Genomic DNA, 13,123 nt, shown 5'->3' with positions numbered 1-13,123 from the left:
GTCCCATACATGACGGTTTCAACGGAACCCTTTCGACTCGTTCCCAACAATGGAACTCCACGACGTGTGGTTATTACTGGAGTTGGTGTCGTTACGTCGCTCGCGAATGATGTGGACTTGTTCTGGGATCGGCTGACGGCCGGTGCCAGTGGTGTGCATCCGCTCTCGATCATGGATACGAGCCGCTACAAAGTTCACTTTGGCGGCGATATCCCTGATTTTGACGTCACCGAGCACGTCGAGCCGAAGGAAGCCAAACGGCTCGATCGCTTCACTCAGTTTGCTGTCCACGCCGGTGCTCAGGCGGTCGCGGACAGCGGTATCGATTTTTTATCGCTCGATCGCGCACGCTGCGGCGTCGTGTTGGGCTCGGGAATCGGTGGTCTCAACGAGATCGAAGATCAGATTGAACGGATGCTCAACAAGGGCCCTGACCGTGTCAGCCCGTTCACTGTCCCCAAGATGATGCTCAACGCGGCCGGCGGAAATCTTTCGATCCGGTACGGGCTCAAGGGGCCGAACTTTGCAGTCGCTACCGCCTGTGCCAGCGCGACTAATGCAATGGGCGACGCCGTCCGGAGCATTCGCAGCGGTGAGACGGACGTTATGATCACCGGCGGCAGCGAAGCGGCGATTACCCGAATGGGACTCGCTGCATTCCAAAATATGAAGGCCCTTTCGACTCGAAACGATGATCCTGAACGAGCCAGTCGCCCGTTCGATTCCGATCGCGACGGCTTCGTGCTCGCCGAAGGTGCCGGTTTGCTGATCTTTGAAGAGTATGAGCAGGCCAAGGCTCGTGGTGCGAAGATGTACGCCGAAGTACTCGGTTACGGAACCACGAGCGATGCGGGCCACATCACCGCTCCGGATCCGGAAGGTAACGGGGCGGCACAGGCGATGCGGTTGGCGATCGCCGACTCGGGCCGCGGGGTCGAAGAAATCGATTACATTAATGCTCATGGAACCAGCACACCGCTTGGCGACAAAGCTGAAACCCGCGCGATCAAGGCGGTTCTTGGCGAGCATGCGAAGAGCGTTGCGATCAGCAGCACCAAGAGTGCCTTGGGGCATTCGCTCGGAGCAAGCGGTGGGATCGAAGCCGTGATTTTGTGCAAGACGATCCAGACCGGAAAGATCGCACCTACGATCAATCTTGAGTCACCGGATCCTGAATGCGATCTTGATTACGTGCCATTGAAGGCTCGTGAGCAAAAGGTCGATATTGCCATGAGTAACAGTTTCGGATTTGGCGGTCACAATGCTTGCGTTGTGCTAGGACGCGTCTAAGAAGTTCGGCCTGCCTGCGGTGTCGGTGCGGATCGAATGCGTGTCGGCCGGTGGGTCCTGTGGTGAATTTCGCAATTAACCTCTTCTATCTGGAAGATCCAGTATGCATCCTGAATCCACAAGCAACGCCGACGAAACAGGGCGTGACGAAGGTCCTGAACCCACCGTGTTTCTCGTCGACGACCATGAAGTCGAACTCGACCTGATGCAGCGGTGGTGTCAACGAGCCGGTTTGGCGACACAAATCTTTGCCGATCCTCTGCGGCTTCTCGAATCCCTCGACGTGGACACGGTCGGATGTGTGGTCGCCGATTTGCGGATGCCGCGGATCAGTGGTCTCGAGCTGCAAGCCGAGATGGCGAAGCGTGAACTGTTTATCCCCGTCGTTCTGGTTACCGGCCACGGCGATGCGGAAAACTGCCGAACGGCGTTTCAACAAGGCGTCTTTGACTTCATCGAAAAAGGATTCGATTCGGTCCAGTTCATCGATTCGGTCGAACGTGCGATTCGCAAAAATCAGCGAGAGCAGTTTCGGCATCAGGTCCGGCGTGAAGCGCGTGGCCTGCTTGAGGCGATCTCGAAACGTGAGCATGAAGTCGTGTTGTTGCTGGCCAACGGCATGCCGCTGAAGGGAATCGCTCATGAGCTGAAGATCAGCGTTCAAACGGCATCGAAGCACCGCAGTAGCATCTTTACTAAGCTGCATATCGATAACGAAGTCGATCTTTACAAGCTGCTGCTCGCCGCCGAGGTCAGTCTCGAGGTTGAGACGCCTCAGTAGTCTTGGCTGTCATGCGGGGAGACGCCACGTGTCTTTCTAGGATGATGTCGTGACAGTCGCCAGGTTGCGGTAGCTAGGATTTTGGCGTATCGAGCTACGGTGAGTGGACGCGTCGTCATTTGGGATGCGCTAGCGGGCGAGGTTTTCGAGCCAGCGTTTGAGGACCGCGTCGCCATGGGATTCGGTTGACGGTTCGTCGCGGATCGGCATCACTCCCTTTTCACTGAGTGGGCCGAGCGGAACGACGGTTTGGTCGATAAGGGAAAAGCGAACGCGAGTGCCAAACGTTGCGCCGAAGGATGCTGGTGACGCGGTGAGACGTGGTGATTTTCGCGGTGGGACGATCACCATGTCGCGGCCCACGAGGTTTGAGATCGAGAACGATCGCGATTGCAATTGTCGCGTTGTCGCCGAAAGAAGGTTCACTCCGTCGAGTTGTTCCGGCATCGACATTTGAAGGCCGGATGCGGATAGCAGTGTTGGCAGGATGTCCGCATGCATGGTTCGCTGAGTCATTTTGCGGGAGGGGATGCCGGGCCCCGTGACGAATGCGGCGACGCGTGTTTGTGCCACGGACAGTCGCGTGCCGTGGCCGACCGTGCCGTCATCCAGGAATGATTCGCCGTGATCTCCGGTGACAACCGTGATGCGGTCGGGGCGTATCAGCCCGGCGAGTTCTGCGTCGAGCGTGCGGGCGGCATTGCGATAACGATTCCAGACGCTCGGTCGCCACGACCGTGGGAACGGGATCGGATAGTCGGCGGACGCGGCGGGCTGGTCGATGGCTTGCTGCGAGGCAACGGCGAACGGGGCGTGGGTGCTGTAAAGGAAGAGGATTGCCAGTCGCGGTGATCGCTGGGCTGTTGTCTTTGGATTTAGAAACGATGCGGTCGTGGCGATGGCGATTCGGTCAGCGGCGAGCCAATCCATCGGCTCGGTTTCGAAGCGGTCGAATTGATCGGGCGAGAGAAAAGCGTCCATCTGGAACTTTCCCCAGTCGTCGTGGCCAGCGAAGAAGCCAAGTTCGTATCCGGATTGATGGAAGAGACGATTCATTGCAGGGGCAAATCGCACTTCCGATTTGTAGAACCAAACCGCCTCGAGGCCGCTGACGACCGAAAAGATGCCGAGGCTGGTCGCGTTGCCTCCGGAATAATGCTGGGTGAGGAAGAGCCCTTTCTCGGCCGCGGCGTAGGCGTGAGGCATGACATCCGGCGCCAGCATCTCGGGGCGAAGCGATTCGCAAATGACGATCAGGATGTCGGGTTGGTGCTCAAATGCATCTGAATCAGAGGCCCGTGAGGCCACGTTCATTCGCATCTGCTGCACTCGAGATTGTGTCGCAGCGGCAAGGCTTGCGGTGTCGTATTCAAACGGCGGTAGCGGGGCAAACCCGCGAGAGGCTCTGCTGAACGAAGCCCAGGGATTCCGTGTCGGATGGTTGTGGATGTTATCTCGCCACGCGTGTCGGCTGGCCGTCGCCGTGACTACTGAAACCGATGCGAGTAGGCCGAGGACGATCAGGATGGCTCCGTATTTCGGCCGTTGGCTTGTGTGGGGTGGGGTCGAGGTTGCGCCGCGTCGAGACGTCATCGTTTTGGCGAGAAACGCGATCCCCTGAGCCGTGGCGGCTCCTCCTGTCAAAGCGATCGCGATCGCGAGAACGGGCGCCAGCATGCCCCACGAGAAGAACGGCGTCAGATTCGGAAGATGATCGAAGACAAGCGAGGCAAACTCTTCTGAAGCGAGGTGTGAACCGCTCCAGCTGAACGCCAAGACATCGAAGGCAAACCAGGCAGGGACGACCGCGAACAGCCACGATCCGAGCGTCGATGATCTTGAAAGCAGTGATTCCAGACGCCGTGATCCGAAAAAACGTGACCCGAACGGGCGTCCGATGCACGGTCGAAATGCGTTCCAGGCGAGTGCCACAATCAGTGATGGGGTCTGCAGCGAGACACACTGCATCGCAATGTACCCGCGGAACCCGATCCAGTCCCATGCGGAGGTCAGACCGAATTCGGAAGTCCGATCGAGGGCGGAAGCCAAAGCGGCATCGTCGAGCGGGCCACCGAGCGGATGCAGCAGTGCAAAGAGCAGCATCCAAATACACCAGGATGCCCATTGTGCGAAGAGGATGCGATGCTCAGTCGTTTGAGTCAAAGATCGGTTCATTCACATTTGGGACGTTGGGTGAGCGATAGGCGGCTTTCGTGGGGCGATTCTACTCGGGGCGGCCGTGTCGATGCGAGGTTTGTGGTCATTGCGTCGGGATCGCGGTGCCCCTCGATCGTTTTTTGGCGGCTTGGTAAAACGACGCATTGGGTTTAAATCGGATCGGGGTAAGATACTTTTCATGAATTCACGATTGAATGTGCACGAACCAGCAGCGCTCGATGCCTCGGAAACCAAGACATCGGGTGGTCTGTCACCGCTAACGATCGGCAATGTCGAGATCGGTTTTCCGGTGGTGCAAGCGGCTTTGTCCGGCTACAGCGATTTGCCCATGCGTGTCATCGCGCGGCGTCACGGGGCGAGCTACAGCGTCTGCGAAGTGATGCTGGATCAGTTTCTGTTGTCGCTGACGAAGCGGCAGAAGACGAAACACTTCCTCGACATCGCGGAGGAGGAGCATCCGGTCGGCGGCCAGCTCATGGGGGCGGAGCCGGAGCAGTTTTCGCTCGGTGCGATGAAGCTCGTCGAGGCGGGCTTTGACATCATCGATGTGAACTTTGGCTGTCCGGTAAAGAAAGTGCTCGGTCGTTGTCGCGGCGGGTTCCACTTATCACAGCCGTTGGTGGCGATCGAGATTTTGAAGCGGACGCGAGACATCGTGCCCGACGAAATCCCGGTGACCGTGAAGATGCGACGAGGGATCGACGACAGTGCCGAGGCGCGGGACCAGTTTTTTCAGATTCTCGATGGTGCGATGGACGCGGGGTTGGCGGCGGCGACCGTGCACGGCCGGACGGTGGTTCAGCGATACATTGGTCCGAGCCGGTGGGAGTTCTTGCGAGAGGTGACGCGTCACGTCAGTGGGCGTGGATTTAAAATTCTCGGTAGCGGCGATTTGTTTACCGCCGAAGACTGTTTGAACATGATGGAGCAGACCGGTGTCGATGGGGTGACGGTGGCCCGTGGGGCGATTGGAAACCCGTGGATTTTCAATCAGGCGAGGCGTTTGGCCAACGGTCAACTTTTGTTGCCACCGCCGACGTTGCATGAGCAGGCCGCCGTGATGCGAGAGCACTTCGATTTGTGTGAGCAGACCTATACGGTCGAGCGGGCACCCCTGTTGATGCGAAAATTCTGTATCAAGTACTCGCAAAACCATCCTCAATACGAGCAAGTGCGGCTCGCATTTCCGAGGTTGAAGACCCGTGATGATTTCGAGGCTGCGTTGGCGGAGCACTACACCGTCGATGGCCCAGGGCGATACATCCCTCGCGAACTGCACGGTTCGCAGGAGGAATGTTGACCGCCATCGGTGATTCTATGGATGCGCGATAACGGGGCGGATCGTCCCGTGAGCGGGCGATGCGGTAGGTCTCGGTAGCATCGTTTGTCGCTGAGCGTGTCATCGATGCGGGCGTGTCTGGACTCGGGGTATAACATCATCGACGCATCGAAGTCGGCTTCGATGTCGCGGAGGCGGGTTTCAGAATATTCTTCCTTCACCCACCGGGTAAGCAATGACGAATCGCGTGACAACACCCATGGACTCGGGAACACCAATCATGGCAAATTCAACTCCTGACAAATCTTCCTCGCCTGCTGTGATGTCGGCGTATCGGCATACGAAAATCATTGCCACGATCGGTCCGGCAACTGATTCCGAAGAGATGTTATCGCAGTTGATACGCAGCGGTGTTGATGTGATGCGACTCAACATGGCGCATGGCACCGGTGAATGGGTGAAAGAGATCATCGGACGCGTGCGGCGTGTTTCGGAGGAAGTGGGCCGGCATGTCGCGATGATGATCGACGTGAAAGGCCCCGAAATTCGGACGGGCGCGGTCGACACGCCGCTCGTTCTCAAGAAAGGGGACATCCTCCGTTTATGCGTTCGCGAAGAAGATGTCGCGGCGGAGGAATGTGCGAGCGTTACGGTGAATTATCCGTTGTTGCCTCAAGACGTTGAAATCGGAGCAACGGTTCTGGTCGACAGTGGTTTGATGCGGCTGCGTATCTTGAAGAAGGATGAGTACACGGTCCGGTGTGAAGTGATGACGCCGGGCACGCTTGGGTCTCGCCGGCATATTAATCTGCCGGGTGTGGAGGTTCGGTTGCCGGCATTGACGGAGAAGGATCAGAACGATTTGCGGGCGGGCGTGGAGGCCGGGATCGATTTCGTCGCGTTGTCGTTCGTGCGTCGTGCGGACGATGTCGAAGCGTTGCGATCTTTTCTTAAACAACTCGGTTCGCCGGCGCGGATCGTGGCGAAGATTGAGGAGCAGGCGGGTGTTCGCAATATGAAGGACATCATTCGTGCCGCCGATGCGATCATGGTCGCTCGCGGTGACCTCGGCATCGAAATTGACTTCCACAGGCTGCCTTTGGTGCAAACCGAGTTGGTGCAGGCATGTCAGGCGGAAGGGAAGCCGGTCATTATCGCGACGCATTTGCTCGAGTCGATGATTGAATCACCGATACCGACGCGGGCGGAAATTTCGGACGTTTGTAATGCCGTCCGTGAGCAAGCCGATGCGGTTATGTTGTCGGGCGAAACCACCACGGGGAACTATCCCGTTGAATCCGTGGAGGTGCTCAAGAGCATTTTGCTGAGTACGGAACCGACGGTGAGCAGCCAATTGAATTCGCGCATCCATTTACGTGCGCCGAAAGACAAGATGCTCCGCTCGTCTGCGATTTTGGCACAGGATCTCGGCCAGTCCGGTATTGTTGTCTTCACCCGCAGCGGATTTTTGGCGTATGTGCTCGGGGCACTTCGTCCACGGGGAATTCCGATTTTTGCGTTCACGGACGTTGAGTCCACGTTTCGGCAGATGTTGTTGCCGTGGGGCGTTGAGCCGTTCTACATGCCGTTTTCGGACGACCCTGACGTGACAATCCGCAACGCCCTCGAAAGATTGCGGAACAACCAGTGGTGTCCATCGGGCATGTGGCTCGGTGTGATTACGAACGCGTTGGCCGACGACAAGATTGTCGATACGTTGCAACTCCGGCAGGTCCCTTAAACCGTACAATGGATCGATATCGAAAGGGTATCGAATTCATGAAGGTTCTGTTGCGATGGTTCGGCTATGTTTGGGCGGGGCCGAATACGTTGTTGGGGATTGCGATCGGGTTGTTGCTCGGTGGACGATTCGAGCGGGTTGATGGCGTGCTCGAAATTCATGGGCCGAGGGTTGCCGCGGCATTGGCGCGAATGTTTGTGCCTGCGTTGGCGATGACGCTGGGGCACGTGGTGCTGGGCCGCGATCGCGGTGTGCTTGAGATAACGCGAGCGCACGAACGCGTTCACGTGCACCAATATGCCTGTTGGGGGCCGTTCTTCTTACCCGCTTATCTCGGGATATCGCTGTTGCTGTACGCGATCGGCCGGGACGGCTATCGCGGCAATCCGTTTGAGATTGCCGCCTATGCCGTTGATGACCCGTCTACGCGTAAGCGCAAACGGGTTTAACAGAGAACAATCGAGCTTGATGCTCAGGTGTCGATAAGGTCTTCGGGCGACAGAATCGGGAGTTGGTTTTCCTCGGTTTCTTGTTTCTCTCGCCAAGGCTCATTCTTGCGATAGGATTCGAGTTCTTCCTTGAGTTGGTCGAGTTGCTCGTTGTCTTCGATACCGCCTTGTTTGACCGCCTTCTCGCTCCACAGGATCGCGTTTTCGAAGTCGCCCATTTCGGCATAGCCGGCCGCGAGCGTGCTAAGAATGTGAGCTTCGCTTTCTTCGGTCAGCTCGACTGCTCGCAGGCCCAGTTCGACGGAACGTTTGCCGTTACGGACTCCATCTTGGGGTGATGTTGCGAGCACCCAGGCTAGGTTGTTCAGGATTCCGGAGAGAATCTTTTTGTTCTCTTCGTCGTCCTCGTTCCCTAGCGTTTTAAGAGCCTTCTCATAGTCGGCGATTGCGTTGAGGTGTTCGCCAACGGCGAGGTAGGCGTCGGCCCGCGAACGCAAAACGGCGGCGTTGTTCGGTTCGGTTTCGAGGACACCGGTCAGTGTTTCGATTGCCTTACGAGGCCGGTCGTCTTGGAGGTAAAGGCTCGCGAGTTGTAGTTGGCGGAACGTGTCGTTGGGGTTGCGTTCGATCAGGATCTGCATGTCGTTAATCGCGTCGGCCATACGGCCTTCTTCGATCGCGATGAAGCAACGCACGATGATCGCTTGGTCAATTTGTTCTACCTGTGGTGCGATATCGGTGGCGGCTTTGAGGTCGCGTTTGGCGGATTTGACGTCGTCGCGACCCAGGGCGATCTCAGCTCGCTGAAGAAGCGAAATCGGATCCTGTGGTTGCATCGCGAGAGCTTTGTTCAAGTCCGCGAACGCTTCGTCTTCTTTACCGAGCATGCGATAGAGAATCGCTCGGAGGCGGTAAAGTCCTTCGCTCGGGTTGGCGGCGATTGTCTTGCCGAGCAGTTCGACGGCTTCATCGGCGCGGTCCAAATCAACGAGCTGTTGTACGGTTGCTTGTGCGATTTGTTGATTGGTGGGGTCGAGTTCGAGAACGGCTTGCAAGTCTTTGACTGCTCCGTCTACGTCACCGCTCTGCAGTTGGGCACCGGCACGTTCGCGGAGCGCGCCCGTGTTTCGAGGGTCGGCTTTGATGGCGGCGTTGAGGTCTTCGAGTTTTTTGTCGACGTCGTCTTGAGTGACCGCTCGCAGGAGATACGCCTTGCTCTGTTCAGCCGGGTTGTCTTCGTAAAGTTCGATCGCGGCGGTGGTGGACTTTTTGATTTGTTCCATGTCACCATCGGGAAGCAGGTTCAGTTGAGCGATCAACATGTGTGCTTCGGCCAATTCGGGATCATGTTTGACCGCATCGGCGAGAGCTTCGGCGGCTTCGGTGCGAGCCTGGAGTTGTTGTCGGCCTCGCAGGCGGATGATGGCTGCGGCGAGTCCTTGTCCTCGCTGCAATTGGACGCTGCCTAGCATTTTGCGAGCGAACGCGTCGTTTTCATCGCTGAGGCCCTTGGCGAGAGCGGACTCGATCAACGCGGCGACAGCTTCGAGGTCGCGGTTGGATTCGGCGTCGATTCGCTTTAGAACGGCTTCGTCGAGGTCGGCTTGGCCCGGATCGATTTGGGCGTTGATCGGTGGCGGAGCGGGGACCGGCGAGTCCTGGGCGGTCGCATTGGTGCCCATCAGCAGGCCGCAAACAGCACCGGCGAACAGAAATCGCGAGAACCCGCGAAGCGTTGCGGGACGAACAGGCTCTAGTGCGACCGTGCAGGAATGAACGACCTTGGTTCGGTCGTGGTGTTGGTTGGACTCCGTTATGATGTTTTCTCGATTCATCCTGTATTCTCGCATAGTGGTTCGTGTTGTTTCGTCTTGATGGGACGACGCATTGGCGCATCGTATCATCTTTCGTCCGATGAGAGCCTCACGTAGTAATTATGGCGGTACCGGCAACTGCAGCGAAGGCCAAACCTAGGTAAATCTGGCGCTTTGTCACGAGGATGCGTTGAGTTGAGGCACCTCGAGACGACACGACGCCAAAAATAAATAGATTGAAAAAAGTATGAGTGAGCCCACCCGTAGTCGTATTTTCGTTACTCGCAAGATTCCCGGCGCTGCACTGGATCGTCTCCGCGAGGCACATGACGTGTCGATTTGGCCGGATGAGTTGCCGCCGACACCTGAGCAGCTGCTCGAGAACGTCGCCGGCTGCGATGGACTTTTGACCATGTTGAGCGATCGAATCGACGAAACGGTGATCAAGGCCGCTGGACCGCAATTGAAGGTCGTCAGCAACTACGCCGTCGGCTTTAACAACATCGATTTGAAGGCCGCCCGCGAGCACGGGGTCTGCGTGGGCAATACGCCGGACGTGTTGACCGGTGCAACTGCCGATCTCGCGGTGACGTTGCTCCTGGCTGCGGCTCGGCGGGTTGAAGAGGGGGCTGCCGAGGTGCGTGAAGGCCGTTGGGGAGCGTGGAAGCCGTCGGCCTTGCTCGGCGTTGAGCCTGAAGGGAAAACTGTCGGCGTCGTCGGCATGGGCCGGATCGGGAAAGCGTTTGCTGAGCGGATGGTTCGGGGGTGGAATATGAAGTTGTTGTACACGTCGCGATCGGATCAGGCCGATGTCGACGAGTCACTCCGAGGGCGTCGAGTGGATCTGGATGAGTTGCTCGCCGAGAGTGATTTCGTTTCGATTCACGTTGCCCTGACAGACGACACTCGGAATCTGATCGACGCTGCGGCACTATCGAAAATGAAGTCAACGGCGGTTCTGGTGAACACGGCGCGGGGAGAGATTATCGATCAGGATGCTCTCGTCGATGCGATTAAGGGCGGCCGAATCTTTGCGGCCGGTTTGGATGTGACGACGCCCGAGCCGCTGCCGCCATCGCATCCCTTGGTCGGTCTTCCGAGGGTAATCATTCTGCCGCATATCGGCAGTGCCACGGATACCAGTCGATGTGGGATGGCGGAGATCGCGGTGGACAACGTGCTCGCCGGCGTGGCCGGTCGGCCGCTGCGATGCGAGGTGCCACTTGGCTAAATGGCTGACCTATCTGTCTGACGCGATCCGTCGACCACGCGAAGAACTCTCTAAGCGGCAGCATCAACTTCGTTACGCATGGGAGTTGGTCGTTTACTGTGGTCGCCAGCTCGAACGCCATCGGGCCGAAGGTATGGCAGCGGAATTGACCTATCGGACGATCTTCTCGTTGATCCCAGTCGTCGTTCTCGGGTTGGTCATGTTTCGAGTTGTCGGCGGGCTCGAAGACGTTCAGTCGCGGGTAGAGAATCAGCTTTATTCATTCTTCGGCGTTCCCGAAATCCCGATTCAATATCTGCATGATCAAGCGGAGGAGATCGAGAACGAAACCGCAGAGGCGAAGGCGGAGTCCGAGCGGCGGATCGCCGAGACGCTTGCCGGGGGTGGTCGTTCGGGTTCATCGAACGAGCCGTCTGGCGATCCTCTCGATTTGGGTCAGGAATCAGAGTCCGGCGGCCGCGGGGATATCGTCACGACGGAAGAGGTGGACGAGGCGTTAGTCGACGCCGTGGAGCAAAAAGCGGGAGAGGCGGCGACCGCGATGGAAGCTCGTGCGAGTATCCGCAGGACGTTGCACGATGTGACGTCGCAAATCGCCACACTGGATTTTGCGTCAATCGGTGTGTTTGGGTTGTTGCTGTTTTTGTATGCCGCCGTCGCGCTCGCGGACGCAACGGAGCATCTGTTTAACATCATTTACGATGCCCCGAGTCAGCGTCCGATTCATATCCGGCTAGCCATTCATTGGTCGATCATCACGCTCGGCAGTGGTCTGCTGGCGTTGAGTTTGTACATGTCCGGACAGGTCGTCGATTGGTTCAATACGATCGGCGCTGGCTCTCGACCGACATGGATTTTGCAGCATGCGTTGTCGCTGCTCGCCGGTTGGGTGTTGTTGTTTTTGCTATACGCCTTGATGCCTAACACTCACGTTTCGCTGCGTGCGGCCGCGATCGGATCGGCGGTTGGAGCAGTATTGTGGGAGTTTGCAAAATACGGATTCCAAATCTACGTCAGCAAGGCGGTGCCCTATTCGGCGTTGTACGGTTCGCTCGGTTTGATCCCACTGTTTCTGTTTTGGATCTACGTAACCTGGCTGATCGTCTTGTTCGGGCTGATTTTGACTTACACGACACAAACGATGCGCGGCCGGCGGCTCAACCGCAAACTCGATGAAGGCGACGCCTTGCCCGCGGGTGATCCGGATTGGATGTTGCCGATCATGACCGAGGTGGCCAGTGCGTTCAGTGAAGGTAACGCGATCGGTCGGCAGGAGTTGGCCGAGCGGTTGGGGCTCAGCAGCCGAGTCGTCCACGAGATGGAGAACCATCTGATCAGTGGCGGTTGTCTGTGGCGAGTACCCGGCAGCGCCGGCGAAGAAGATCGGCTGACGCTCGCGAGGCCGGCGGAGCGAATCTTGATTTCAGATGTTCTGAAATTGGCTCATCAGGCCCGTCCGACGAACAGTCATCGAGCATGGAAAACGCTCGCGAATCTGAAGCTCGCCGAACGCAACGCCGCCGGCGAACAAACGCTGGCCGACGTGATTGTTTAAGACGCGTGCCGATCAACGGCATGCGATTGACAAAGAAAAGTAGGGCCGACAGGAATCGAACCTGCACTCCAGTAAAGGAACTGGATCCTAAATTCACCAGATTCTTTTGCTGCTGTCATTTAATCATTCCGAAAGTCGGTAATCTCGGAGAAAGCGTATCGGTCAACGCCGACCAATTCGCCACTCGTTTGTTCGGCACCATCGATATCGACTAAAATCATGTTCTAATCATGTTGGAGCATCTTGGCTCTGTTCCACTGGTTAAATTGCATGTTTCTTCTGTCGCGTGTCGCCCAAGTGTCTCGGTTCGGGCAAAGTAAAAGAAAAAAATCAGGTAGTTCGTGACATTTCTCAGCCCGATGATTCTGACGACGGCGGGAAGATGAGTGGGGCCGTTCTCTGTCTCTTCTGGTAGTTCTGATGGATGACTTCCTTTTTGACCTAATCGAATTTGAGTCTGCCCTTCCTTGGGTCTATGCAGAGGAAGACGATGAGCCAGGGGACGTGACGATAGAACTGGAAATGGTGATTGAGCTTGTGGACGAAGAGACGGGCAACGGCGAATCCGATTAGCTGCCCACTCGTTTCGATATTTTCGGTTCGTATCTGGTGGGGACGTTTGGGTAAGACGTTCCAGGGGTATGTCCCATTCGTTGTTGAAACTCGTGATGGTCTCTCTAGTAAAAACGTAAGTGATCGGGTTTGAGTGGGCAACAAGCCCCACCTCCTGGAGCTCGCCGTAGGCGAGCTCCAGGAGGTGGGAAAGCATTTTCAGCTGGTTTCTGATTCGGGTCTCGCCAGGGCT

The 13,123-nt window shown here is 57.2% G+C and carries 10 protein-coding genes; 8 read left to right on the top strand and 2 right to left on the bottom strand.

What is annotated here, in order from left to right; translation table 11 throughout:
* Positions 1-9 precede the first annotated feature (9 nt).
* A complete protein-coding gene (gene fabF / locus FHS27_RS20065; RefSeq protein ID WP_184306648.1) occupies positions 10-1,290 on the top strand; it encodes a beta-ketoacyl-ACP synthase II in 1,281 nt (426 codons plus the stop codon).
* Positions 1,291-1,393: 103 nt separating this feature from the next.
* Positions 1,394-2,071, top strand: coding sequence for a response regulator transcription factor (locus tag FHS27_RS20060; protein ID WP_184306647.1), 678 nt, complete (start codon positions 1,394-1,396; stop codon positions 2,069-2,071).
* A 129-nt stretch (positions 2,072-2,200) separates the two neighbouring features.
* Here FHS27_RS20060 and FHS27_RS20055 read toward each other — a convergent pair whose 3' ends face one another.
* Positions 2,201-4,246, bottom strand: coding sequence for a sulfatase-like hydrolase/transferase (locus FHS27_RS20055; RefSeq protein WP_184306646.1), 2,046 nt, complete (start codon positions 4,244-4,246; stop codon positions 2,201-2,203).
* Positions 4,247-4,427: 181 nt separating this feature from the next.
* On the opposite strand from FHS27_RS20055, the gene FHS27_RS20050 reads away from it, so the two are divergent.
* From FHS27_RS20050 to FHS27_RS20040, 3 genes are all read left to right on the top strand, one after another.
* Positions 4,428-5,549 carry a tRNA dihydrouridine synthase gene (locus FHS27_RS20050; protein WP_221225255.1) on the top strand — a complete coding sequence of 374 codons (1,122 nt, stop codon included), beginning with the start codon at positions 4,428-4,430 and terminating at the stop codon, positions 5,547-5,549.
* 301 nt (positions 5,550-5,850) lie between these two features.
* Complete coding sequence (gene pyk / locus FHS27_RS20045) at positions 5,851-7,269, top strand: pyruvate kinase (protein ID WP_184306758.1); 1,419 nt, start codon at positions 5,851-5,853, stop codon at positions 7,267-7,269.
* 38 nt (positions 7,270-7,307) lie between these two features.
* A complete protein-coding gene (locus tag FHS27_RS20040; RefSeq protein WP_184306644.1) occupies positions 7,308-7,718 on the top strand; it encodes a hypothetical protein in 411 nt (136 codons plus the stop codon).
* A gap of 23 nt (positions 7,719-7,741) precedes the next feature.
* Here the strand turns inward: FHS27_RS20040 and FHS27_RS20035 are convergent, their stop codons facing one another.
* Positions 7,742-9,553 (bottom strand): tetratricopeptide repeat protein, encoded by a 1,812-nt coding sequence (locus FHS27_RS20035; RefSeq protein WP_184306643.1) that lies wholly within the window; start codon positions 9,551-9,553, stop codon positions 7,742-7,744.
* Positions 9,554-9,779: 226 nt separating this feature from the next.
* Between FHS27_RS20035 and FHS27_RS20030 the strand changes: the two genes are divergently transcribed.
* The 3 genes from FHS27_RS20030 to FHS27_RS20020 all read left to right on the top strand — a co-directional run bounded on the left by FHS27_RS20030 (position 9,780) and on the right by FHS27_RS20020 (position 12,891).
* The gene (locus FHS27_RS20030; protein ID WP_184306642.1) at positions 9,780-10,763 is read left to right on the top strand and encodes a 2-hydroxyacid dehydrogenase; all 984 of its coding nucleotides are present in this window, start codon (positions 9,780-9,782) and stop codon (positions 10,761-10,763) included.
* The gene (locus FHS27_RS20025) at positions 10,756-12,318 is read left to right on the top strand and encodes a YihY/virulence factor BrkB family protein (protein ID WP_184306641.1); all 1,563 of its coding nucleotides are present in this window, start codon (positions 10,756-10,758) and stop codon (positions 12,316-12,318) included. Before FHS27_RS20030 ends, FHS27_RS20025 begins: the two co-directional genes overlap by 8 nt.
* Before the next feature lie 420 nt (positions 12,319-12,738).
* On the top strand, positions 12,739-12,891 hold the full coding sequence (locus FHS27_RS20020; RefSeq protein WP_184306640.1) for a hypothetical protein: 153 nt from the start codon (positions 12,739-12,741) through the stop codon (positions 12,889-12,891).
* The last annotated feature ends 232 nt before the right edge of the window (positions 12,892-13,123 follow it).

The sequence above is a fragment of the Aporhodopirellula rubra genome (assembly GCF_014192335.1).
GTDB classification, from domain to species: Bacteria; Planctomycetota; Planctomycetia; order Pirellulales; family Pirellulaceae; genus Rhodopirellula; species Rhodopirellula rubra.
This window is presented reverse-complemented; position numbering and strand designations above follow the sequence as displayed.